The organism is Azospirillum brasilense, assembly GCF_005222205.1.
GTDB classification, from domain to species: Bacteria; Pseudomonadota; Alphaproteobacteria; order Azospirillales; family Azospirillaceae; genus Azospirillum; species Azospirillum brasilense_G.
On the sequence record NZ_CP032349.1, the window covers coordinates 33294 to 57627 of the forward strand.

At 69.0% G+C, this 24334-nt stretch carries 21 protein-coding genes; 15 read left to right on the plus strand and 6 right to left on the minus strand.

Annotated features, from left to right (window positions below):
- Nucleotides 1-104: 104 nt before the first annotated feature.
- From D3869_RS29330 to D3869_RS29340, 3 genes are all read left to right on the plus strand, one after another.
- Nucleotides 105-1160 carry a TRAP transporter substrate-binding protein gene (locus D3869_RS29330; RefSeq protein WP_137143186.1) on the plus strand — a complete coding sequence of 352 codons (1056 nt, stop codon included), beginning with the start codon at nucleotides 105-107 and terminating at the stop codon, nucleotides 1158-1160.
- A gap of 98 nt (nucleotides 1161-1258) precedes the next feature.
- The gene (locus D3869_RS29335; protein ID WP_137143187.1) at nucleotides 1259-3148 is read left to right on the plus strand and encodes a TRAP transporter large permease subunit; all 1890 of its coding nucleotides are present in this window, start codon (nucleotides 1259-1261) and stop codon (nucleotides 3146-3148) included.
- A gap of 40 nt (nucleotides 3149-3188) precedes the next feature.
- Nucleotides 3189-4133, plus strand: a complete 945-nt coding sequence (locus D3869_RS29340; RefSeq protein ID WP_432613451.1) for an NAD(P)-dependent oxidoreductase — start codon at nucleotides 3189-3191, stop codon at nucleotides 4131-4133.
- 323 nt (nucleotides 4134-4456) lie between these two features.
- Here the strand turns inward: D3869_RS29340 and D3869_RS29345 are convergent, their stop codons facing one another.
- Nucleotides 4457-5191 (minus strand): SDR family oxidoreductase, encoded by a 735-nt coding sequence (locus tag D3869_RS29345; RefSeq protein ID WP_137143189.1) that lies wholly within the window; start codon nucleotides 5189-5191, stop codon nucleotides 4457-4459.
- Between the two features lie 101 nt (nucleotides 5192-5292).
- Here D3869_RS29345 and D3869_RS29350 point away from each other — a divergent pair, with 101 nt between their 5' ends.
- Complete coding sequence (locus D3869_RS29350) at nucleotides 5293-6288, plus strand: AraC family transcriptional regulator (protein WP_247896098.1); 996 nt, start codon at nucleotides 5293-5295, stop codon at nucleotides 6286-6288.
- Here the strand turns inward: D3869_RS29350 and D3869_RS29355 are convergent.
- Entirely contained in the window at nucleotides 6236-7192 is a 957-nt protein-coding gene (locus tag D3869_RS29355; RefSeq protein WP_247896099.1) for a LysR family transcriptional regulator, read from the minus strand. The genes D3869_RS29350 and D3869_RS29355 overlap by 53 nt on opposite strands.
- Before the next feature lie 164 nt (nucleotides 7193-7356).
- Here D3869_RS29355 and D3869_RS29360 point away from each other — a divergent pair, with 164 nt between their 5' ends.
- The 8 genes from D3869_RS29360 to argE all read left to right on the plus strand — a co-directional run bounded on the left by D3869_RS29360 (nucleotide 7357) and on the right by argE (nucleotide 17413).
- Nucleotides 7357-8754: an MmgE/PrpD family protein gene (locus tag D3869_RS29360; protein ID WP_137143191.1), complete on the plus strand. Its 1398-nt coding sequence runs from the start codon at nucleotides 7357-7359 to the stop codon at nucleotides 8752-8754.
- Nucleotides 8755-9076: 322 nt separating this feature from the next.
- Nucleotides 9077-10579: an ABC transporter substrate-binding protein gene (locus D3869_RS29365; RefSeq protein WP_094303827.1), complete on the plus strand. Its 1503-nt coding sequence runs from the start codon at nucleotides 9077-9079 to the stop codon at nucleotides 10577-10579.
- A gap of 67 nt (nucleotides 10580-10646) precedes the next feature.
- A complete protein-coding gene (locus tag D3869_RS29370; RefSeq protein WP_038529233.1) occupies nucleotides 10647-11603 on the plus strand; it encodes an ABC transporter permease in 957 nt (318 codons plus the stop codon).
- 1 nt (nucleotide 11604) lies between these two features.
- Nucleotides 11605-12468, plus strand: coding sequence for an ABC transporter permease (locus D3869_RS29375; RefSeq protein WP_247896100.1), 864 nt, complete (start codon nucleotides 11605-11607; stop codon nucleotides 12466-12468).
- A gap of 4 nt (nucleotides 12469-12472) precedes the next feature.
- Complete coding sequence (locus D3869_RS29380) at nucleotides 12473-14596, plus strand: dipeptide ABC transporter ATP-binding protein (RefSeq protein ID WP_137143193.1); 2124 nt, start codon at nucleotides 12473-12475, stop codon at nucleotides 14594-14596.
- Nucleotides 14597-14708: 112 nt separating this feature from the next.
- The gene (locus tag D3869_RS29385; protein WP_014199765.1) at nucleotides 14709-15131 is read left to right on the plus strand and encodes a RidA family protein; all 423 of its coding nucleotides are present in this window, start codon (nucleotides 14709-14711) and stop codon (nucleotides 15129-15131) included.
- 55 nt (nucleotides 15132-15186) lie between these two features.
- Complete coding sequence (locus D3869_RS29390; protein ID WP_014199764.1) at nucleotides 15187-16146, plus strand: agmatinase; 960 nt, start codon at nucleotides 15187-15189, stop codon at nucleotides 16144-16146.
- Between the two features lie 118 nt (nucleotides 16147-16264).
- A complete protein-coding gene (argE, locus tag D3869_RS29395; RefSeq protein WP_175426664.1) occupies nucleotides 16265-17413 on the plus strand; it encodes an acetylornithine deacetylase in 1149 nt (382 codons plus the stop codon).
- A gap of 193 nt (nucleotides 17414-17606) precedes the next feature.
- On the opposite strand, the gene D3869_RS29400 is transcribed toward argE, so the two are convergent.
- Genes D3869_RS29400 through D3869_RS29415 form a run of 4 tightly spaced genes read right to left on the minus strand, consistent with a single transcriptional unit; the run spans nucleotide 17607 to nucleotide 21227 of the window.
- Nucleotides 17607-18515 carry a TauD/TfdA dioxygenase family protein gene (locus D3869_RS29400; RefSeq protein WP_137143195.1) on the minus strand — a complete coding sequence of 303 codons (909 nt, stop codon included), beginning with the start codon at nucleotides 18513-18515 and terminating at the stop codon, nucleotides 17607-17609.
- A 23-nt stretch (nucleotides 18516-18538) separates the two neighbouring features.
- Entirely contained in the window at nucleotides 18539-19372 is an 834-nt protein-coding gene (locus tag D3869_RS29405) for an ABC transporter ATP-binding protein (protein ID WP_137143196.1), read from the minus strand.
- A 5-nt stretch (nucleotides 19373-19377) separates the two neighbouring features.
- A complete protein-coding gene (locus D3869_RS29410) occupies nucleotides 19378-20250 on the minus strand; it encodes an ABC transporter permease (protein ID WP_137143197.1) in 873 nt (290 codons plus the stop codon).
- On the minus strand, nucleotides 20247-21227 hold the full coding sequence (locus tag D3869_RS29415; protein ID WP_137143198.1) for an aliphatic sulfonate ABC transporter substrate-binding protein: 981 nt from the start codon (nucleotides 21225-21227) through the stop codon (nucleotides 20247-20249). The genes D3869_RS29410 and D3869_RS29415 overlap by 4 nt, the downstream gene beginning before the upstream one ends.
- Before the next feature lie 320 nt (nucleotides 21228-21547).
- On the opposite strand from D3869_RS29415, the gene D3869_RS29420 reads away from it, so the two are divergent.
- From D3869_RS29420 to tauA, 3 genes are all read left to right on the plus strand, one after another.
- Nucleotides 21548-22417: a TauD/TfdA dioxygenase family protein gene (locus tag D3869_RS29420; protein ID WP_137143199.1), complete on the plus strand. Its 870-nt coding sequence runs from the start codon at nucleotides 21548-21550 to the stop codon at nucleotides 22415-22417.
- A gap of 127 nt (nucleotides 22418-22544) precedes the next feature.
- Nucleotides 22545-23129 carry a nitroreductase family protein gene (locus D3869_RS29425; RefSeq protein ID WP_137143200.1) on the plus strand — a complete coding sequence of 195 codons (585 nt, stop codon included), beginning with the start codon at nucleotides 22545-22547 and terminating at the stop codon, nucleotides 23127-23129.
- Between the two features lie 196 nt (nucleotides 23130-23325).
- Complete coding sequence (gene tauA, locus D3869_RS29430; protein WP_137143201.1) at nucleotides 23326-24327, plus strand: taurine ABC transporter substrate-binding protein; 1002 nt, start codon at nucleotides 23326-23328, stop codon at nucleotides 24325-24327.
- Nucleotides 24328-24334 lie beyond the last annotated feature (7 nt).

Sequence of the window (24334 nt, forward strand, 5' to 3'; positions counted from 1 at the left end):
CCCCGTCGCCCCCCCGGCTGTCGCAGAAGCGAGGACACCCTCAAGAGCCGCGCCGCGCCCGTTCCCGATACGCTGAACGACAAAAGACCACAGGAGAGGAAACAATGGACAAGAAGCCGCCCCAACCCCCCGCTCACTCGACCCTGGGCCTTCTCCGCCCGAGCCGCCGCGCCGTTCTGGCCGCCGCCGCCGCCGTGCCGCTGGTGACCATCCTGAAGCGCCCGGCCAACGCCGCCGAGTTCCAGTTCAAATACGCCACCGGCCAGGACCCGACCCACCCGGTCAACATCCGCGCGCAGGAGGCCATCGACCGCATCCGCGAGGCGACCTCCGGCCGGCTCGACATCAAGCTGTTCCCCGCCAACCAGCTCGGCAGCGACACCGACCTGCTGGGACAGGTGCGCAACGGCGGCGTGGAGATCTTCAATCTCTCCTCGCTGATCCTCGCCACCTTCGTCCCGCTGTCCGGCATCACCAGCATGGGCTTCGCCTTCAAGGACTACAACGCGGTCTGGCAGGCGATGGACGGCGAGCTGGGCAAGCATGTCCGGGCGGAGATCGCCAAGACCCCGATCATGACGCTCAGCAAGATCTGGGACAACGGCTTCCGCCACGTCACCTCCTCCACCCGCGTCATCAAGACGCCGGAGGATATCAAGGGCTTCAAGATGCGGGTGCCGCCGGCGCCGGCCCTGACCTCGCTGTTCAAGGCGATCGACGCCGCCCCGGCGCCGATCAACTTCAACGAACTCTACTCCGCCCTTCAGACCACCGTGGTGGAGGGGCAGGAGAACCCGCTGGCGATCATCGCCACCGCCCGCCTGTACGAGGTGCAGAAGTCCTGCAGCCTGACCGGCCATGTCTGGGACGGCTATTGGGTGCTCGGCAACAAGCGCGCCTTCGCCCGCCTGCCCGCCGACATCCAGGCCATCGTCACCCGCGAACTGGACCGTTCGGCGGACGACCAGCGGGCCGACATCGCCGCACTCACCGAATCGCTGCAGAAGGACCTGTTCGGCAAGGGGCTGACCTTCCACACCATCGACCGCGAACCGTTCCGCAAGGTGCTCGCCGGGACGAACTTCTACGCGGAGTGGAAGGAGAAGTACGGAGCCACCGCCTGGGACCTGCTTGAGAAGGTGACCGGCAAGCTGGGCTGACGCGGTCCGCCGACGCGGCCGGCCTCCCGGTTCCTCGAAGGACCTGCGGGGCCGGCCGCCTCCCCACAACCGATCGTCCATGCGAAGGGCTGGTTACCATGAACACTCCCGTCAACACGGCGGACGCCGCCGTTCACGGCGCCGGGCGGCCATCGGGCGCCGGCACCGGCTGGCTCGACCGGCTGGACCGCGGCATCGGGCTGCTGGTCGAGACGCCGGCGGCGCTGCTGGTGCTCGCCGAGGTCGGCGTCCTGCTGGTCGGCGTCATCTGGCGCTACCTCCTGCACAGCCCGATCATCTGGTCGGACGAGCTGGCCTCCATCCTGTTCCTCTGGCTCGCCATGTTCGGTTCGGTCGTGGCGCTGCGCCGGGGCGAGCACATGCGGATGACCGCGATCGTCGGCATGCTCCAGCCCCGCACCCAGGCGTTCCTCGACGTGGTGGCGATCACCGCGGCGCTGGCCTTCCTGCTGCTGATGGCCGAGCCGGCCTATGAATTCGCGGTGGAGGAGGTGTGGGTCACCACCCCGGCGCTGGACATTCCCAACTCCTGGCGGGCGAGCGCGCTGCCGGTGGGCTTCGTCCTGATGATCGCGGTGGCGCTGCTCCGGCTGGCGCGGCTGGGCCGTCCGTCCGACGTGCTGCGGGCGGTGGCGGCGGTCACGGCGGTGGTCGGCGTCATGGCGCTGGCGGCGCCGCTGTTCGCCGGGCTCGGCAACTACAACCTGCTGCTCTTCTTCGTGGTGGGCGTCGGCGCGATGGTGTTCCTCGGCCTGCCGATCGCCTTCGCCTTCGGTCTGGCGACCTTCGGTTATCTGGCGCTCGCCACCTCGACCCCGGCCATCGTCATGGTCGGCCGCATGGACGAGGGGATGAGCCACCTGATCCTGCTGTCGGTGCCGCTGTTCGTCTTCCTCGGCCAGCTGATCGAGATGACCGGCATGGCCCGCGCCATGGTCGGCTTCCTGGCCAGCCTGCTCGGCCATGTCCGCGGCGGCCTGTCCTACGTGCTGATCGGCGCCATGTACCTCGTCTCGGGCATTTCCGGATCGAAGGCGGCGGACATGGCGGCGGTCGCCCCGGTGCTGTTCCCCGAGATGAAGGCGCGCGGCGCCAAGCCCGGCGACCTCGTCGCCCTGCTGTCGGCCACCGGCGCCCAGACCGAGACCATCCCGCCGTCGCTGGTCCTCATCACCATCGGCTCGGTCACCGGCGTGTCCATCGCCGCCCTGTTCACCGGCGGCCTGCTGCCGGCCATCGTTCTGGGTGCGGCGCTGGCGGCGCTGGTCTGGTGGCGCTACCGCCACGAGGACCTGTCCCATGTCCGCCGCGCCAGCAAGGCGGAGATCGGCAAGGCCTTCCTGATCGCTCTGCCGGCCATCGCCCTGCCCTTCATCATCCGCGCCGCGGTGATCGAGGGTGTCGCGACCGCGACCGAGGTCTCGACCATCGGCATCGTCTACGCGGTGGTCGCCGGGCTGCTGATCTACCGCCAGTTCGACTGGCGCCGCATCTACCCGATGCTGGTCGAGACGGCGTCGCTGTCCGGGGCCATCCTGCTGATCATCGGCGCCGCCACCGGCATGGCCTGGGCGCTGACCCAGTCCGGCTTCTCCAGCTCGCTGGCCGAGGCGATGCGGGCCCTGCCGGGCGGGGTGCCGGTCTTCATCCTGGTGTCGATCGTCGCCTTCATCATCCTGGGCAGCGTGCTGGAGGGCATCCCCGCCATCGTGCTGTTCGGACCGCTGCTGTTCCCCATCGCCCGCCAGCTGGGGGTGCACGAGGTGCACTATGCGATGATCGTGATCCTGGCCATGGGCATCGGCCTGTTCGCCCCGCCCTTCGGCGTCGGCTACTACGCGGCCTGCGCCATCAGCCGGATCAACCCCGACGAAGGCATGAAGCCGATCATCGGCTATCTGGTGGCGCTGACCATCGGCTTGATCGTCGTCGCGGCGGTGCCCTGGATCTCCATCGGCTTCCTCTGATCCGTCTTCCTGTGATCCGCCTTCCGGCCCGGTCCCCCGATTGTCCGATGGACGGACCGGGCCGTCCTCCCCTTCCTCAGTTCAGGAAAGTGATACGGCCATGACGACGGTTGGCTTTATCGGCCTCGGTTCCATGGGCATGCCGATGGCGTGCAACCTGCTGGCCCGCGGCTTCGCGCTGCGCGGCTTCGACGTGCGGCGCGAGAGCGTCGCGGCCCTGGAGGCCCGCGGTGGGCGGGGGGTGGACAGCGCCGCCGCCGCCGCCGACGGGGCCGACGCCCTGGTCCTGATGGTGGTCAACGCCGCCCAGGCCGAGTCCGTCCTGTTCGCCCAGGGCGCGCTGGACCGCCTGCCGGACGGCGCCACAGTGATCCTGATGGCGACCTGCCCGCCGGACGCCGTCGCCGCGCTCGCCGCGCGGGTCGAGGCGGCGGGGCGGCGCTTTGTGGACGCCCCGGTGTCGGGCGGCACCGTCGGGGCGGTGGCCGGAACGCTGTCGATCATGGCGGCGGCCCCGGCCGCGGTGGTGGAGCGGGTGCGCCCGGTCCTGGCGGCGATGGGCGACAAGGTCTTCCACGTCGGCGAGGCGCCGGGACAGGGCGCCACGGTGAAGACGGTCAACCAGCTTCTGTGCGGCGTCCACATCGCCGTGGTGGCGGAAGCCTTCTCGCTGGCCGCCAAGGCCGGCGTCGATCTGGCGGTCCTGCTGGAGATCATGAGCGGCTCCGCCGCGTCGAGCTGGATGCTGAAGGACCGCGGCCCGCGCATGCTGGAGGCCGAGCCGGGCATCACCAGCGCCGTGGACATCTTCGTCAAGGACCTCGGCATCGTCCTGGAGGCCGGGCGCGGCGCCAAGGCCGCGCTGCCGCTGGCCGCCGTCGCCCACCAGATGTTCCTCTCCGCCTCCGGGCGCGGCGAGGGCACGATGGACGACAGCCAGGTGATCCGCAGCTATCACCTTCTGAACGGCGTCGCGCCGGGGTGAGGCGGCCCGGCGTTGCCACGGGACCGGTGGCGGGCCTACGAGAGCGGCGACATCCTGCGAGAACATCGTCGTGACCGGCGGGCGGCCAACCGCTGCCGCGACAATGCCTCGCCGTCTGATAAGCCTTGAACCCGAGCCCGCCCGATCCGGCCGCGCCTGGGACGCGCGTACCCGATGAGGGCCAGACCCCTTCTCCCAAGCCGGAACAGCTTCCGGACGCCCCCTTTTGCAAAGTTATGGAGGAGGGGTGCAAACGACCGTTTCGAACACCCCATTGCCTTTGCGGCGGCCGGCACGTTGCGACGTTCCCGGAAAGCGGGCGTTCAGTCCTGCGCCGTTGGCCGGATCACGACGCTGCCGACATCGACATCATCCGGTTGCTCGATCGCATAGACGACGCCGCGAGCGATCGCTTCGGGCGGGATCGAGACCGTGGCGGCACGCTTTGCCATCACCTCCCGCATGGCGGGGTCGGTCATGGAATTCGCGAAATCGGTTGCGACGAATCCGGGAGAAATCTCCGTCACCCGCAGATGTGGTCCGGCTTCCTGCCGTAGGGCTTCGGTGGCGGTGCGCACCGCGTTCTTCGTCGCGGCATACACCCCCATGGTGGGAACGATCTTGAGGCCGGCGGTCGAAACGATGTTGATGATGTGGCCGGATTGCTGGCGCTGGAACAGCGGCAGCACGGCGGCAATCCCATACAGCGTCCCGCGCAGATTGACATCGATCATGGCGTCCCAATCCTCCACACGGAGCGCGTCGAAGCGCGAGATCGGGCCGATCCCCGCGCTGTTCACCAGGACATCGACCTTGCCGCCCCGCTCGACGGCAAGGGCTACCAGGGCATCGAGATCGTCACGCCGGCGGACGTCGGTCACCCTGTGAAGGGCTGTGCCTCCGGCTGCGGCAATCGCGCTCGACACGTCGGCCAGCGCGCTTTCCCGGCGGGCGCCCAGGACAACGAACGCCCCCCGATCGGCCAGCAGCGTTGCGGTGGCACGGCCGATGCCGCTGCTGGCACCGGTGATGACGACGACCTTGCCTTCAATGCCCATTGCCTTTCTCCCTCGCACACACAGTTTGCGAATGGTGCAAGATTGTCCATGATCGAGGGTCCGTGATTTTGTCGCGATCGTCTTGGAATGAGGCCGATCCGTTGTCGGATGTCCTGCATGTCCTCAGCCCCAGGATCAGCCGTCTGACGCGGCTGGAGGCCTCGGACGACTGGTCGCTGGAATTCCCGGCGCTCGACCGCTTGAAGTTCGTGGCGCTGCTGAAGGGCGCGAGCTGGTTGATCCTCCCGGGTCGTCCTCCGTGGCTGATGGGCGCCGGGGATGTCTGTCTCATCGGACGGACACCCTACGCCGTCGCCAGCGATCCGGCCTTGCCCCGCGCCGACGGCCAGAGCCTCTTCGGCATTCCCGGCCGCGACACCGTTCAGCTTGGCGGAAGCGATACGATCTCGATCGGCGGCAGCGTCTCCTTCGCCGACGGGAACGCCGAGTTCCTGCTCGACAGACTGCCGGATGTCCTGCTGATCCCTCGATCCTCCCCTGGATCGGGAGCGGTATCGACGATCCTCACCTTGCTGAGGGACGAGATGGAGCGGGCCCATTTGGGCCGTGGAGTCGTGACCGCCCGCCTCGCGGACGTGCTGCTGATCGAGGCGATCCGCGCCCATGCGGCGGATGGCGAGGCGGTCGGGATGGGCTGGCTGACTGCGTTGTCCGATCCTCGGCTTGGCCGGGCGCTGCGCGCCATTCACGACGACGTCGCCCGACCGTGGACCGTGGCGCAGCTCGCGTCCGTCGCCAACATGTCGCGCGCCGCCTTCTCCGCACAATTCACCCGCCACGTGGGACAGCCCCCGCTGGCCTATGTGCGGGCTTGGCGTCTCACCCTCGCGCGCGCCGCCTTGGGGCAGCGTCATACCGACGTCGCCAGCATCGCGAGCAAGGTCGGGTACAGCTCGCAGAGCGCCTTCGGCCATGCCTTCCGCCGCTCCTTCGGCGTTTCGCCCGGGGGCGGCGCCAAGGCAAGAGCCGGCCGCGCGCCGACGGATGAGGCTGGGATGAGCGGGGCGGAGGGGGCGCCGGTCGTCAGCGTCCGATCATCGGTTTCAGCCAGGGCGACGAGGCGAAGACATCCGTGAAATAGCCCTGGGTGAGGATGGCACGGCCAGCCTTGTGGATGCGCGCCGGCAGCGCCCCCAGTTCGCCCTTGCGGGCCACCACGAAGACCGACCGGCGGAAGCTGGCCGCCGGAAAGGGCAGCACCTTCAGGCGCCCCAGATGCTGGCGGCTTTTCACCAGCGCGGTCGGCGGAAGCAGGCTCCACCCCATCTCTTCGGCCACCATGGCCATCATGGTGTCGACGGCGTCGAAGGCGAAGCTGCGCGGAATCTCCATGCCCAGCCGGCGCAGATGCTGGTCCACCATCCGGCCCAGGCTGCTGTCCACGGTGTTCCGGATCAATGGCAGGGCCTGCGAGAGCGCGCGCAGCCCGGCCTCGTCGGCGACGTCCGGCGCGCTGCGGGGCACCAGAAGCACGAAGGGCTCGCTGAGCAGCCGGAAGCTGTCCACCTGATCCAGGTCGTCGAAGGACTCGTTGGTGAAGATCACGTCCAGGCGCCGGGCCATGAACTGCTCCCGCAGCTGGCGGCTGAGCCCCGCCGCGATGCTGAAGGACGGCACGCTGTCGCGCAGCTGCTGGAGCAACCGCGGCATGAACGGGGCGGCCAGCGTGTCGATGCAGCCGAGCCGAAGCTCCGGCACGAAGAGCGTGTCCTTGCCGCCGATCACCGCCGGCAATTGACGGGCGTCGCCGAGAATCCGTTTGCTCCAGTGCCACAGCCGGTGGCCGGATGCGGTCAGCGCCATCGGCCGGATGCTCCGGTCGAAGAGCTGGGTGGCGAAGGCGGTTTCCAGTTGACGCACCACGTGCGACACCGCCGACTGGGTCAGCCCCAGCTGGCCCGCCGCGCGGGTCATGTTGCCCAGCTCCGCCACCGTCACGAACACTTCAAGGGAATCCAGGTCGAAGTCGCGGTGGCGCATGGCGATGGCAAGTTCCGTCGGTCGGTGGGCGGGGTGGTGCCGAGGGGCGCCACATTATGAATCCAATTCATCCCGACCATGAAAGTCCTTTCTTGACCTGACGGGGCGACGAGGGTCGCTGGCAGCCTTGCGGGATCGTTCCCCCATCCGCGCGAGGTCCCGCCATGACCGCCTCACCCTCCGACCCTCCCTCCTCCCCGCCCGCTGCCCGGTTCATCGGCCATTGGCTGGCCGGTCTGGAACGGTCCGGCATTCCCGAGGAGGTCGCCGCGGTCGGCCGTGGCTGCATCATCGACACGCTGGGCGTGGCTCTGGCTGGTGCCGATGCCGACGCCGCCCGCATGGCGCGCCAGGAGGCGCTGGAGACCCACGCCGCCGGTCCGTCCACCCTGCTGGGGGGCGGGCGGCTGTGCGCCGAAGGGGCCGCCTTCGCGAACACCGCCGCCGCCCACGCGCTGGATTTCGACGACAATTGCTACGCCGGCTTCGTCCATGGTTCCGCCGTGGTGGTGCCGACCGCCCTGGCCGCGGTGGAGGCCGCCGGCGGGACGGGGGCCGATCTGCTGACCGCGGTGGTGGCCGGGTCGGAGGCGGAATACGCGCTGGCCATCGCCCTCGGCAACGGCGTGTACGAAGCCGGCTGGTGGACCACCGCTCTGTTCGGCGCCGTCGGTGCCGCGGCGGCGGCGGCCAAGGCCTTCCGGCTGGACGGCGACCGGGCCGCCGATGCCGTCGCCTTCGCGCTCTGCGGGGCCGGCGGCCTGCGGGCCTGCTTCGGCACGGGCGCCAAGCCGCTGCTGGCCGCCCAGGCCGCCGCGAACGGGCTGCACGCGGCGCGTCTGGCGATGCGCGGCGGGAGCGTGCCGCACGGTGTGGTCGAGGACCCGCGCGGCTTCGCCCGGCTGGTCGCGCAGGGCCGTTTCGACGCCACGGCGCTGGACGAGCTGGGCCGGCGGTGGAGCCTGCTCGACCCCGGCATCGACACCAAGGCCTACCCGGTCTGCCTCTCCTCGCACGCCGCGGCCGACGCGGTGCGCGACGTGATGGCGGAGCACCGGCTGGACCCGTCGGACATCACGGCGGTGCGCTGCGTCGTGCCGCCGGTGGTGGCCGCCAACCTCACCTACGACCGCCCGGCCACCCCCGGCGAAGCCCGCTTCAGCCTGCCCTTCGCGGTGGCCTGCGTGATGCTGCACGGCGACCTGACGCTGGATCATCTGAGCGGGCCGACGCTGGCCGACCCGCGCCTGCGCGCGGCGATGGAGCGTGTGAGCCTGCGGCCCGATCCCGGCTGGGGCGCCGATCCCGACCGGGCACGGCTGGCCCCGGAGGGCGCCGACGTGACGGTGGAGACCCGGACGGGGCAAAGCGTCCGCCGCTTCTGCGCCTCGGCGCGCGGCACCGTCGCACGCCCCCTGTCGATGGAGGCCCACACCGCGAAGTTCCTCGCCTGCGCCGGCCGCGCCATCGGACCCGCGGCGGCGCAACGGCTCCACCGGCGTCTGCTGGCGATCGACCACCTCCCCGGCCTGGACGGGTTGCTGGATGGCGGCGGGGATTGACGTTTGGGCCGACAGCATACAGCTGCATTCATGATGCCGACAAAAAACATTCATGATGCGAGACGGCCGCCAGCACGTGAGCCTAATTTTTAGGCATGATTATCGGCGGGGCGAACCAAACCCCAACGGCGAAATCCGGACTTCCCCTGTGGTCGAAAATCGGGCATCCCGCTCGCATCCGCAAAAATGAGTATATTTTAGGCACATCATGGCCCGTCGGGCGGCGCGGCCTCGGTCGTTCCGTTCATGACACGTCTGTGAGAGCGTCGAGGCAACAGGAACCAAGGTCCACAACGGACCCCGCAAGCAGAGAGGCTTCATCATGGTGAAACGGTTGGTGGCACGGGCTGTGCTCTCGGCTTTCCTCCTCTCCGGCACGGCGCTGTCCGCGCAGGCCGCCGGCACGCTCAAGGTGGCGGTGGATTCGAACCTGAACACCCTCGACCCCGCCAAGATGAAGGGCGGCCAGGAGTATGTGGCCGCCTACCTCCTCTTCAACGGCCTGACGGCGATCGCCGCCGACATGACGCTGAAGCCGGACCTCGCCGAGCGCTGGGAGCACAGCGCCGACCTCAAGACCTGGACCTTCTTCCTGAAGAAGGGCGTGAAGTTCCACAGCGGCCGCGAGATGGACGCCGAGGACGTTCTCGCCACCATCACCCGCATCCAGGACAAGGCGACCGGCTCCACCGCCCGCGTGAACTTCGAGATCGTGGAGTCGATGAAGGCGGTGGATTCCCACACGGTGGAATTCACGCTGAAGTCCCCCTACTCCGGCTTCGCCGAGCTGTTCGGCGAGCGTCAGGCCCGCATCGTGCCGCGCGACGCCCTCGACACGCTGGCCTCCAACCCCGTCGGCACCGGCCCCTTCCAGTTCGTCTCCTTCGCGCCCGGCGACCGCATGGTGGTGAAGCGCAACCCGACCTATTTCGAGGCCGGCCTGCCCAAGCTGGACGAGGTGGTGATCCGCATCCTGCCCGAGACGGCCAGCCAGGTGGCGGCGCTGACCACGGGTGAGCTGGACCTCGCCTGGAACCTGCCGCCGGAGGCGGTGGACAAGGTCAAGGCGACGTCCAACCTGAAGGCCGAAGCCGTGCCGACCTCCACCTGGGACGGCGTGATCATGAACGGCACGACCAAGCCGTTCGACGACGTGCGCGTCCGCCGCGCCGTGGCGACGGCGCTGGACAAGCAGGCGATCACCCAGATCGCCCTGTTCGGCTACGGCACGCCGACCCATTCGCCGATCCCGCCGAGCCACCCCTACTTCAACAAGGATCTGCCCATCGCCAAGGGCGACCCGGCGGCCGCCAAGAAGATGCTGGCCGAGGCGGGCTATCCCAACGGCTTCGAGGTCACGCTCTACACCCCGGCCGGCCGCGCCACCCGCGAGCGTCTGGGGCTGGCGGTCCGCGAGCTGCTGAAGCCGGCGGGCATCACCGTCAACGTGCAGCGCGTGCCCTTCGACGTCTTCCTGAAGGACATCGAGGGCAAGGCGGGCTTCTACATCGACGGCTTCTTCAGCCGCCCGACGATCGATACCTCGGTCTACCCCTGGTACCACTCGCGCGGCTCGTGGAACGCCGCGCTGTGGAACTACGCCAACCCGGCGATGGACAAGCTGCTCGACGGCGCCCGCCAGGCGTCCAGCGAGGAGGAGGCCAAGAAGCTCTATGGCGAGGTGCAGGCGCTGGCCGTCCAGGATGCCCCCGGCGTCATCCCCTACGTCATCAACCACGTCAACGGCGTGAGCGCGCGGGTGCAGGGCTTCACCTCCCATCCGATGATGTTCCTCGACCTGCGCAACGTTTCGGTCGGCCAGTAGAGCCGTCGACGGCGTCGGGAGCGCCCGCCGCGCTCCCGGCGGCCCCAGGCCAAGGGAAGCTCTCTCCATGCTCCTCTACACACTCACCCGGCTGGCCTATCTGGCGATGGTGCTGGTCGTCATGTCGATCCTCGTCTTCCTCGTGACACAGGCGATGCCGGGCGACGTCGCGTCGATGATCGCCGGGCAGTTCGCCTCCAAGGAGGTGATCGACGCCATCACGGTCAAGCTCGGGCTCGACCAGCCCCTGATCGTGCAGTACGGCCGCTGGGCCGCCGGCATCCTGCAGGGCGATCTCGGCCGCTCGCTGGTGCTGGAGCAGCCGGTCGCGCCGATCCTGATGGAGGCGCTGAGCCGGTCCCTGGTCCTGGCGGTGGTCGCCCTGGCGGTGGTGACGGTGATCGGCATCGGCGCCGGCGTCCTGGCCGCGGTGCGCCGCGGGCGCATGGCCGACCAGATGGTCTCGGGCGTGTCCTATCTCGGCATCGCCGTTCCCGACTTCTTCTGGGCCATCGTCCTGGTGCTGGTCTTCGGCAGCTACCTGAAATGGCTGCCGACCGGCGGCTACGCTCCGCTCGCCGACGGCTTCGTGCCCTGGGCCTCGCATCTGGTCCTGCCGGTCGTCACGCTGGTGCTGATGCTGATCGCCCGCATCGCGCGGCTGACCCGCTCCAGCATGATCGACGTCCTGCAGACCAACTACGTGAAATACGCCCGCGCCAAGGGCCTGCCGGAGAAGGTGGTGATCGTCCGCCACGCCCTGCGCAACGCGCTGCTGCCGACCATCACCGTGCTCGCCATCGACTTCGGTCTGATCCTCGGCGGCGTGGTGGTCATCGAGACGGTCTTCTCCTTCCCCGGCATGGGCCGGCTGCTGCTGTTCGCCATCCAGCGCCACGACCTGCCGCTGATCCAGGCGACCATCCTGATCATCTCGACGGCCTACTGCCTGGCGAACCTGGCGGCCGACCTCCTCTACGCGTTCGTCAACCCGAAGATCCGCCATGGCATGGGGAACGCCTGACATGACCGCCGCGAGCCCAACCCGCGCCGCCCAGCCCCGCTCCGCGTCGAAGCGCTGGCCCACCTCGCTCGTCCTCGGGATCGCGCTGCTGGCGCCGCTGCTGGTGGTCGCCGTGGCCGGCCCCTGGCTGGCCCCCTACCCCTACGACGAGATGAACATCATGAGCCGGCTCCAGCCGCCGGGGCCGGACTTCTGGTTCGGCACCGACGAGTACGGCCGCGACGTGTTCAGCCGCACCCTCGTCGGCACGACCAACTCGCTGGTCATGGGCGTCGCCGCCACCGCCATCAGCCTGCTCGTCGGCGTGCCGCTGGGGCTGGTCGCCGGCTACGGCCGGGGCCGGACCGACGAGATCATCATGCGCTGCATGGACGTGCTGATGTCCTTCCCGCCCATCCTGCTGGGGATTCTCGTCCTGGCCGTCACGCCGCCGGCCCTGTGGAAGGCGATCGTCGCCATCGGCATCGTCTACGTGCCGCAGGTGGTCCGCCTGACCCGCGCCATCACCCTGGAGCTGATGCAGGAGGAGTTCATCACCGCCGCCCGGCTGCGCGGCGAGAGCACCCCCTACATCCTGTTCCACGAGATTCTGCCGAACATCTGGCCGCCGCTGGCGGTCGAGTCCAGCCTGCGCGTCGTCTTCGCCATCCTGCTGGGCGCCGCCCTCAGCTTCATCGGCATGGGCGCCCAGCCGCCCTCCTCCGACTGGGGCCTGATGATCAGCGAGGCCCGGCCCTTCGTCGAGCAGGCGCCGTGGATCGCGCTGTGCCCCGGCATCGCCATGGGCATCACCGTGATCGGCATCAACCTGCTGGGCGACGGACTGCGCGCCGTGCTGGACCCCCGCAACACGGGAGGACACTGACCCCATGACCGCTCTCGTGCCCCTTTCCGCCGCGTCCCCCGACCCGACCCCGGCCTCCGCGACCGCCGTGTCCGCCCTGCTGGAGGTGCGCAACCTCACCATCAACTACGCCAGCCCGCGCGGCACGCTGCGCGCCGCCAGCGACGTCAGCTTCGCGATCCGGCCGGGCGAGGTCATGGGGCTGGTGGGCGAGTCCGGCTCGGGCAAGAGCACCGTCGCCATGGCCATCCTCGATCTGCTGGGCGAGGCCGGCCGCATCGACGGCGGCGAGATCCTGTTCGAGGGCACCGACCTGCGCCGCCTGTCCGCCGGGCAGCGCCGGAGCTTGCGCGGCGACCGCATCGCCGCCGTCTTCCAGGACCCCTTCACCTCGCTGAACCCGGCGCTGACCGTCGGGCGGCAGATCGCCGAGCCGCTGGTCCAGCACAAGGGCTTCACCCCCCGGCAGGCAGCACCACGGGTGGAGGAGCTGCTGGCCGAGGTCGGCATCCGCGAACCGCGGCGCATCGCGCAGTCCTACCCGCACCAGCTGTCGGGCGGCATGCAGCAGCGCGTGCTGATCGCCACCGCGCTCGGCTGCGACCCCAAGCTGCTGATCCTCGACGAGCCGACGACGGCGCTCGACGTCACGGTGGAGGCGCGGATCATCGAGCTGCTCGCCGGCCTGTGCGAGAGCCACCATCTGAGCGCCCTGTTCGTCTCCCACAACCTCGGCATCGTCAACCGCATCTGCAACTCGGTCTGCGTCCTCTACGGCAGCGAGGTCGTGGAGACCGGGCGCACCCGCGACGTGCTGGCCCGGCCGGTCCATCCCTACACCAAGGGGCTGGTGGCGGCGCTGCCCCGCATCACCACCGACCGCCGGCACCGCCTGTCCTCGATCCCGGGCACGGTCAGCAAGCTGTCGGGTCCTCCCGACTCCTGCGTCTTCGCGCCGCGCTGTCCGTTCGCCGAGGAGACCTGCCGCCGCCTGCCCCAGGCGCTGCGCGGGGACGCCGCCGGCAACAGCGTGCGCTGCTGGAAGGCCGAGGCCCTGGCCGGCACCCCGTGGCCGGAGGAGGCGACCACGGCGTCCCGGCCACACAAGGAGATGCCGGCCCGCTCCGCCCCGCTGGTGCAGGTCGAGGCGCTGCGCAAGGTCTTCGGCGAGCGCCGGTCGATCCTGCCGTGGCTCCGCCGCGACGGCACGGTGGCGGTCGACGACGTCTCCTTCACCATCCGGCGCGGCGAGGTGCTGGGCGTCGTCGGCGAGAGCGGCAGCGGCAAGAGCACGATCGGCCGCTCCCTGCTGGCCCTGATCGAGCCGACCAGCGGCACGGTGCTGTTCGACGGCGCCGACTTCGTCAAGCAGGCCAAGGAGGGCGACCGCGACCTGCGCCGCCGCGCCCAGCTGGTCTTCCAGAATTCCGCCGCCTCGCTCAACCCGCGCAAGACGGTGGGGGCGGCCATGGAGCGCCCGCTCGTCCTCGCCGGCCGCCAGGGCGAGGCGGAGCGCCGGGAGATGATCGCGGCCCTGCTGACCCGCGTCGGCCTGCCCGCCGCCTACGCCGACCGCTACCCGCACGAGCTGAGCGGCGGCGAGCGCCAGCGCGTGAACATCGCCCGCGCCCTGGCCACCGATCCGGAATTCGTCGTCTGCGACGAGGCGGTGTCGGCGCTCGACGTCTCGGTGCAGGCCAACATCCTCAACCTGCTGGCCGACCTGCGGGACGAGCTGGGGCTGTCCTACCTGTTCATCACCCACGACATCGCCGTGGTGTCGCACATCGCCGACCGCGTGCTGGTCGTCTATGGCGGGACCATCTGCGAGGAGGGACCGATCGGCCGGGTCCTGCGCCCACCCTACCACCCCTACACCGAGGCGCTGCTGTCGGCCGTGCCGCGGCTGAGCGGGCCGGAGGACGGGCCGGAGCCCGAGCGCATCCTGCTGGAGGATTCCACGGCACCGCCCGGCGGCGGGGGATGCGCGTTCCGCGACCGCTGCCCGCGCAAGCTCGGCACCATCTGCGACGAGCGCGCTCCGCCGATGCAGACAGCGCCCGACGGCCACCGCATCGCCTGCCACATCCCCCTGGCCGAGCTGGCGGAACGGGCGTCGGTCTTCCCCGAGCTGGCGGCCCTGCACTGACCGTCTAATCCGCAACCCTTTCCGGGCGGCGTGACGGCCGGGGCGGCTTCGGCCTCCCGGACACGCCCTCTCCATGCCCGGCGCACCCGTTCACCCAAGAGAGAACCGACCCATGACCACCCACACCCGCATCCGCAAGTTCAACACCAAGAAGACCTATCCCGAGCAGGCGCTGGACAACGACCTCTGCCAGACGGTCGTGGCCCGCGGTGCGATGGTCTTCGTGCGCGGCCAGATCGGCCAGAACCTCGACACCAGCGAGAGCGTGGCCATCGGCGACGCCGCCGGCCAGACCGAGCAGGCCATGAGCAACATCAAGATGCTGCTCGACGAGGCCGGCGCGAAGATGGAGCACATCTGCAAGATCACCGTCTACATCACCGACCCGCGCTACCGCGAGCCGGTCTACCGCACCATCGGCAAGTGGCTGAAGGGCGTCCATCCCGTCTCCACCGGCATCGTCGTCAGCGCCCTGGCGCGGCCGGAGTGGGTGGTCGAGGTCGACGCCATCGCCGTGATCCCCGACGCCCCCTGATTTCCCGCATCCCACAGAAGAAACCTGGCCACAAAAGAGACCTGGAACGCCCGCCATGAGCAGCACCCTGACCAACCCGCCGCGCCGCGAACTGCAGAGCTTCCTCGACTTCCCCATCTGCACGGATCTCGACCAGCTCGACGGCCACATCGGCATCCTCGGCATCCCCTACGGCGATCCCTACTCGATCGACGAGGTGACCAACGACCAGACCAACGCCCCGACCTGGGTCCGCCGCTACACCGAGCGGGCGCTGCGCCAGCTGGAGCGCTGGGACTTCGACATCGGCGGTCCGCTGCTCGGCGGGAAGGACATCAAGGTCGTGGACTGCGGCGACGTGAAGGCGAACCCGCGCGACCTCGACCTGCATTACCGCAACGCCGAGGCGGTGGTGCGGGCGATGCTCGCCAAGGGCATGCTGCCGATCATCATCGGCGGCGACCACGGCATCCCGATCCCGGTGCTGCGCGCCTACGACGACCAGGGTCCGATCACGCTCGTGCACATCGACGCGCACCTCGACTGGCGCGATCATGTGAACGGCGCCCGCGGCGGCTATTCCAGCCCGATCCGCCGCGCGGCGGAAATGGACCATGTCGGCCAGATCTTCCAGATCGGCTTGCGCTCCGCCGGCAGCGCCCGGCCGGAGGAGGTCGAGGCGGCCCAAGCCTACGGCGCCGTGCTGATCCCCGACGTGGAGCTGCAGGACGTCGGCATGAAGGCGGTGCTCGACCGCATTCCCGATGGCGGGCGCTACTACCTGACCATCGACGCCGACGGCATGGACCCGACCATCATGCCGGCCGTCAACGGCCCGGCGCCGGGCGGCGTGACCTACCCCCAGATCCGCACGCTGATCCACGGTCTGGTGAAGAAGGGCCGCGTGGTCGGCATGGACATCGTGGAGATCACGCCCAAGAAGGACGTGAACGGCATCACCGCCATCACCGCCGGCCGCATCATCTGCAACCTGATCGGCAAGACCATCCAGGCCGGCTACTTCGACGCCAAGTGAGCGGAGCGGCCTGACGAGGAGCGGAGGCGGCCGGCCGATGGCCGCCTCCGTGCCGACTTCACCCCCGGCTTGTGAAAGCCGGCGCTGAAAAGACCAAGGAAGAAGGACCATACCCGCCATGGGTGCGACGCTGGACATTCTGGAGCGGCTGGTGGCCTTTCCCACGGTCAGCCGCAACAGCAACCTCGACCTTATCCTCTGGGTCAAGGAGCGGCTGGAGGCGGCCGGCGCCACCACGCGGCTGGTGCCGAGCGAGGACGGGCGCAAGGCCAACCTCTTCGCCAGCGTCGGCCCAGCCGACCGTCCGGGCGTTCTGCTGTCCGGCCACACCGACGTGGTGCCGGTGGACGGGCAGGCCTGGACCTGCGATCCCTTCCGCCTGACCCGCCGGGCCGGCAATCTCTACGGCCGCGGGACCGCCGACATGAAGGGCTTCATCGCCGCGGCGATGGCCCTGGCCGAGCGGGCGTCCGGGCGGACGCTCAGCCAGCCGCTTCATCTCGCGCTGTCCTATGACGAGGAGGTGGGGTGCCTGGGCGTGCGGCGCCTGATCGACATGATGGCCGCCCTGCCGGTCCGCCCGCGCTTCTGCATCGTCGGCGAACCCACGCTGATGCAGGTGGTGACCGCCCACAAGGGCAAGACGGCGCTGCGCATCGACTGCCGGGGCGCCGAATGCCATTCGAGCCTCGCGCCGCAAGGGCTGAACGCCATCCACATGGCCTGCGACATGCTCTCCGGTCTGCGCCGCCTTCAGGAGCGGGTCCAGGCCGAAGGGGCGCGCGACGCCGGCTATGACGTGCCCTGGACCACCATCCACGCCGGCGTCATCCAGGGCGGCACCGCGCTGAACATCGTGCCCAACCAGTGCCGCCTCGACATGGAGATCCGCCACCTGCCGCAGGACCCGGTGGACCCTCTGCTCGATGCCGTCCGCGCCGAAGCGGACGCCATGGAGAAGCGTCTGCGGACCGCCTTCCCCGCCGCCGCCGTGGACATCACGGAGCTGTCCAGCTACCCCGCCCTCGACACCGACGAGGATGCGGAGGTGGTGTCCTTCGTCAAGGCGCTCACCGGCGGCAACAGTCTTGGCAAGATTTCCTTCGGCACCGAAGGCGGCCTGTTCCAGCGGCGCCTGTCCATTCCCACCGTCGTCTGCGGCCCCGGCAGCATCGGCGAAGCCCACAAGCCGGACGAGTTCGTCGCGGAGGATCAGTTGGCCGCCTGCGATCGCATGCTGGATGCGTTGCTCGCGCGGCTGGCGTGACCGAGACCGCCGCGAGCGCCTTGAACAGAGCCAAGGGAGGCCAGGCACGCTCCCCCTTCTGCGCGGCGTGGATGGAGGCGAGCCGGCGATGCGTCCCGGGCCATTCGGCGCAACGTGGGTCCTGCGGAACTGGCGCCGCCCGCATGCTGGCCCGGCTCACCGATTCCGAACGCCAGAAGGCAGCGGCGCGCGGTCAGGGCTTCGGCGCGGAGCCGATGAAGGCCGAGGCGCGCTCGCCCCACCGTTCATGCGGGTAGTAGTCCCAGACGGCGTGGTGCTGGGTGGCCCAGTTGTCCCAGAAGACCAGGGAGTTGGGGCGCCAGTGGATGCGCGTCTGGAAGGCCAGGTTCCTTTCGATGTGGCGGAACAGCAGGCCCAGGACGGCGTCGCTCTCGGTGCGGGTGAGCTGGACGATGTGGCTGGTGAAGGCCTCGTTGACGAACAGGTACTTGCGCCCGGTCAGATGATGGCGCGCCACCACCGGATGCTCGGTGGACGGAAAGGTCTGGCCGGGCTGCGGCGTCGCGCCGTAGCCCGCCGTCCAGGCCTTGCCCCCGTCATGGACGGCGGTCAGCCCGTCGAGCAGCGCCTTGACCTTCTCCGACAGCGAATCATAGGCGAGATACATGTTGGCGAAGGCGGTGTCGCCACCGATCTCGGGCTGCCGGGTGACGCGCAGGAAGGAGCCCCAGATGGGCTCGGGATCGCAGGTCACGTCGGAATGCCACGCGTCGCCGGCGGTGTAACGGGCTTCAGGGCCGGTGCGCCAGGCCAGGATCTCCGGGTCGTGGTCGTTCGACGACAATTGCCGCGCGCCCCCCAGCACATGGCGGTGCAGCGTGCCGAAGTGGCGGGCGAAGCGCTTGTGGTCCTCCGCGGTGATGTCCTGGTCGCGGAACACCAGCACCAGATGGTCGGCGATGGCCTTGCGGATGTCGGCCAACTGCGTCTCGCTCAATGGCTTGGACAGATCCACGCCCTCGACCTCGGCGCCCAGGATGGGCGACAGCGGGCGCACCGCGATGCTGTCGTAACCCGGCCGTTCGCGGCGGCTCCAGTCGGCGATGGCGGTCTTGTCGTGGAAGTCGCGGTAGAAGCTCATGATGGTTCCTTCAGATTTTGCCCTTAAATTTCATAGGCGAACGGAAGCTCCGTCGCGGTGAAGAACTCGCGGTGGATTTCCTTGCGCAAAGCGATGAAGTCCGGGCTCGACCGGTCGCGCGGGCGCGGCAGCGCGACCGGCAGCCTCTTGCGGATGGTGCCGGGCCGCGACGACATCACCACCACCTCGTCGCCGAGGAAGACGGCCTCGTCGATGTCGTGGGTGACGAGGATCATGGTGGTGCGCTGCGCCTCCCAGATGCGCAGGATCTCCTGCTGCATCTGGATCCGGGTCAGGGCGTCCAGCGCGCCGAACGGCTCGTCCAGCAGCAGCACCCGCGGCTGGTTGACGAGCGCGCGGGCGATGGCCACGCGCTGGGCCATGCCGCCCGAGAGCTGGTGAGGGTGGGCCTTGGCGAAGCCCTCCAGCCCGACCAGCTCCAGATGCTCCCGCACCCGGCGGGCGACCTCCGCGCTGGGCAGGTTCTTCAGCCCGAAGGCGATGTTCTGCTCGACCGTCAGCCAGGGCAGCAGACGGTGCTCCTGGAAGATCACTCCACGGTCGAGGCCGGGTCCGCCGATGGCCCGCCCGCCGAGCGTGACGGTCCCGTCATAGCTGGTCTCCAGCCCGGCGATGATCCGCAGAAGCGTGCTTTTGCCGCAGCCGGAGCTGCCGACGATGCTGACGAAACTCCCGCCCGGAACGTCGAGCCGGATGTCGCTGAGCGCCTGGACCGTTTCGGTCCTCAGCGCGCCGGTCTTCAGCGTGAAGGTCTTGGACAGCGGGCCGATGCGCAGGCCGGCGGCCCGGTCGGCGACACGATCGGCGCCCGCCTTGCGGGCAGCGGTGGCAAGCATGGCAGTCAGCTCCCCGAGAAGGTGGATTTCCAGGTGATCAGGCGGCGCTCGGCGGCGCGCAGCACGACGTCGAGCAGCTTGCCCATGGCGCCGATGGTGATCATGCCCACCAGAACCTGATCGGTCTGGCTCATCTGCCGGGCATCCATGATGAGGTAGCCGAGGCCCGACGAGGCGGCGATCAGCTCGGCGGCGACCACGCAGATCCAGGCCACCATCAGCCCGACGCGCAGGCCGGTCATGATGCTCGGCAGCGCCCCCGGCAGGACGACCTGAAGAATGAAGCGGCGGCGCGTCACCTCCAGCACGCGCGCCAGCTCGACATGGCGGTGGTCGGTTTGGCGGATGCCGTCGATGGTGTTGACGAGGATGGGGAAGATGGCGCCGAGGAAGATGATGTAGACCTTCCCCGCCTCGCCGATGCCGAACCACAGGATGGCCAGCGGAATCCAGGCGATGGGCGGAATCGGCTTGGTCAGCTGGATGATCAGGTCGGTCAGCCGGTCCAGCGTCCGCGACAGGCCGATCCCGATGCCCAGCGGCAGGCCGACCAGCGCGGCGATGGCGAAACCCTCCAGAACGCGCCGCAGGCTGACGCCCAGATGGCGGAACAGGTCGCCGCTGGCCGCCAGATCGACGAAGGCCTTGCCCACCCTGGTCGGCGGCGGCAGCAGGATGGGACGGATGTAGCCCAGCTCGAACGCGGCCTGCCACGCCGCCAGCAGCGCCACGGGAAGCGCCACATACAGCGCCGCCCGCCCCAGCGCACCCGGCAGGCCGCGCAGCAGGGCGCCAGGACGGAAAGGCGGACGCCACGCCCCCGCCCTGCCCCCGGCCCGGTGCGCCGGAGGCGCGTCGGAAGCCAGTTCGGCGCTCATTTCAGCCCCGCCTCGTCCGCCGGCTTGCGGTTGAAGAAGGCGTCCACGTCCACCGCGGTCTTGATGAGGCCGTGGGCGCGCATGAACTGTTCGGTCTTCTTGACCTCCGCCACATCGTCGTCGTGGATGGCCGGGTCGTAATTCATGCGCTGCAGGACCTGGACCAGCAGGTCGGGGGCCAGGTTGACGTCGCCACTGATGAGCTCGGCGGCCTCCTTGGGATTGGCGGTGATGAACTCCGAAGCGCGCTTGTACGCCGTCAGCAGCGCCTTCGCCTGTTCGGGCCGGGTCTTCAGAAAGCCGTTGTCGGCGACGATCAGCAGCAGCCCCTTCTTGATGCCGGTGCCGTCGGCCAGCACACGGACTGCCTTCTGCGATTCGAAGCGGGTCAGGATCGGCTCCCACACCGCGCCGGCGTCGATGGTGCCGGCGACGATGGCCGGCGGGATCTCCGCCACCGGCAGGTTGATCAGCTCGACGTCGTTGAGCGTCAAGCCGCCCTGTTCAAGAACCAAGGCCAGCAGATGGTGGGCGTAGGACCCCTTGGTCACCGCCACCTTCCGGCCCTTCAGCTCCTTCGGCACGGCGATGGGGGAGTTGCCGCCGACGATGACCGCCAGACTCTTCGGGCCGTCGGAAGTCAGCGCGATGGCGCTGGTGTCGAGCCCCGCCGCCTTGCCGACGAGGGCCGGGGTGTCGCCGACGAAGCCCACATCCTGCTGTCCGGCGGCGAAGGATTCGTTGATCGGGGGACCGGCGGGGAAGAGCGACCACTTGACGGCGGCGTTCGGCGCCACCTTGGCCAGTTCCTCGTCCAGCCACTTCTTCTGCTTGGCGACGAACAGGGGGGCATAAAGGGGAAAGGGCTGCGCGGCGATGCGCAGATCGTCGGCGGCGGCTGAGGTGGTGGCGGTTCCGGCCAGCCCGAGGCCGATGGCGGCCGCGACGGCCAAGGCGAGAAATCTGGAAACGGCCATGGTCGATACCTCGCTTCATGCTCGGATTTTTGGGATCGGATTTATGGGAGTCAGGGGCTCTGGCTTGGCTGCGCGTTGCCGGTTCCCGGATCGGCCCATTTCCCTATTCAGAATATGGATGTTCGTATTTCATTTAACACGTTCGAATGTCAATACGCCCTCGCATTATGGGCGACTGAAAAGTGTTATTTTTTACAAAAGAGCGAAATTGGCTTCGTCGTTTGATCCATATCAACGAATTCGACGGTATTTGCCTAGTTGATTAGTAGCCTTATCCGAGCGGGCGCTCCGCTCCGCTGCCTTGGCCGAAGGACGATCCGATGACGACGAAGACACCTCATGAAGACGGCTTCCGCCACTTCACGCTGACGCCCTACAACCCCTTCATCGGCGCCGTGGTGGACGAAATCGACCTGAGGGAGACCACCGGCGAGGAGGTCCGCGCCGACCTGCGCCGGGCGCTGGCCAAGCATGGCGTGCTGTTCTTCCGCGGCCAGACGCTGACCCCGGAGCAGCAGGTCGACGTCGCCCGGATCTTCGGCGATCCCGACAAGGCCAAGGCCTATTTCAAGCGCCACGACTCGAACCGGCTCGTCGAGCTGATCGAGTTCACGCCGGGGCAGCCGGGCTACGGCACCGATCAGTGGCACGCCGACATCACCTTTTCCGCCAACCCGCCCACCGGCACGGTCCTGCACGCGCGCGACGTGCCGTCCGTCGGCGGCGACACCGCCTGGGCCAGCGGAACCTACGTCTACGACCGCCTCGACCCGGCCTTGCGCGCCTATTTGGAAACGCTGGAGGCGGTGCACAGCATCGAGCACAGCGGCTGGCCCGAGTGGTTCCGCACCCAGCCCAACGGCGAGGAGCTGTACCGTCAGGCCCGCGCCGAGCATCTGCCGGTGGTGCACAAGGTCGTCCAGACCCATCCGGTCACGGGCCGCAAGCTGGTCTATGTCAGCCCGAACTTCACCCTGCGCATCCGCGGCCTGTCGCGCCAGCAAAGCGACGCGCTGCTGACCTTCCTGTTCGGGCTGTTCGAGAAGCCCGAAGCCCAGGCGCGCTGGCGCTGGCGGAACGGCGACGTGGCGATCTGGGACAACCGCGCCACCGTCCATTACGCGGTGACCGACTACACCGAGTACCGCCTGCTCCACCAGGTCACCTTCGGCGAGGATAAGGCCTTCTGAGCGGGTGACCGGCTTTCGCAATGCATCGGTAACCGTGAATTTTGTGTTTGGCGGGTGCGGCTTGGGCAATCCGGGGGACCGGTTTTCTCGACCGTCGACCGTCGCCGTTCCGCCGGAGAAGAGAGCCATGCCCGTTCGTGAACGCCGTCGTCCCGACCACGGCATCGACCCGTTGTTCGTGAACCGCTGGTCGCCGCGCGCCTACACCGGGGAGGAAATCCCGGACGCCATTCTGGAGCAGGGTTTCGAGGCGGCACGCTGGGCGCCATCCGCCCGCAACGCCCAGCCCTGGCGCTTCATCCACAGCAAACGCCAGTCCGCGTCGTGGGCGGCCGTCTTCGGCCTGCTGAACGAGCGCAACCGGCTGTGGGCGGACAAGGCGTCAGCCCTGATCGCGGTTCTCTCCAAGACGACCTACGACGACGGATCACCAAACCACACCCATTCCTTCGACGCCGGAGCGGCATGGGCCAACCTCGCGCACCAACTGTTCCTGGCCGGTTGGCACACCCGCGCCATCGGTGGATTCGACCGTGCCGCGGCGGGCGACGTGCTCGGTGTGCCGGAGGGGGTCACCGTGGAGATCCTCATCGCCGTTGGACGGCAAGGGGCCGCCGATGCGCTGCCCGAGGAGTTCCAGCGGCACGAGACGCCGAGCGACCGCCACCCGCTGACCGCCTTCGTGTCCGAGGGCGCTTACCGCATGGAGTGACGCTCCCTTCCGTGAAGAGAGGCGCATCGACGCTCCCTTCACTCCGGCAAAATTAAACATTTCTATTTTGTTTATAATGAAAAATAATGCACAAATCTGTCATCTGGAATGTTGCTTATTTCCCTTCTTAACATGTAGAGTTTTCCCACCGGCGGACGACCGCGCCGCCGGGTGAAGACGGGGGAGATACGCCACCATGAAGCAGTTCCTGCCTTCCATCGCCCTGTTCGCGCTGGCCACCCTGGCGCCCCTCTCCGCCGAGGCCGCGGGCAAGATCGTCGTCGCCTACCAGACCGACGCGCTGCCGTCGTCGGTGGCCATCGCCAACGGCGACTTCGCCAAGGCGACCGGCAGCGAGATCGACTTCCGCAAGTTCAATTCGGGCGCCGACATCTTCGCCGCCATCGCCGCGGGCGACGTCCAGGTCGGCTATGTCGGCTCCAGCCCCTTCGCCGCCGCGGTCAGCCGCGGGCTGGATGTGAAGGCCTTCTACCTCGCCAGCTCCTCCGGCACCGACGAGGCGCTGGTGGTCCGCAACGGCTCCGGAATCGAGAAGCCCGCCGACCTGAAGGGCAAGAAGCTGGCCGCCGCCCCGGTCTCGACCGATCATTACCAGCTCCTCGCCGTGCTGAAGCAGGAGAAGCTGAGCGAGCGCGACGCCCAGGTCTTCGCCATCCCGCAGCCCGACATCGTCGCGGCCTGGAACCGCGGCGACCTGGACGGCGCCTTCGTCTGGGACCCGGCGCTGACTGAGTTGAAGAAGACCGGCAAGGTTCTGCTGACCTCCCGGCAGGTGGCCGACCGCGGCGCCCCGACCTTCACCGCCTGGGTCGCCACCGCCGCCTTCGCCAAGGAGAATCCAGCCTTCCTGAAGAGCTTCGCCGGGGTGGTGGAGCGCTACAGCGTCTCCTTCCGCGACGACAAGGCGGCCTGGGGGCCGGACTCGCCGAATGCCAAGGCGCTGGCCGGGCTTCTCGGCGGCACGCCGTCCGATCAGGCCGCCGCGCTGAACAACCTGTCGCTGATCCCGGCCAAGCAGCAGGCCACCAAGGACTGGCTGGACGGCGGCGAGCACAGCGGCACCGCCCGAATCCTGAAGGAAACCGCCGAGTTCCTGAAGGAGCAGAAGAAGGTCTCCACCGTGCTGCCCAGCTACGGCGGCTTCGTCACGGCGGATTACGTCAAGGCCCTGCCCTGACGCGCGG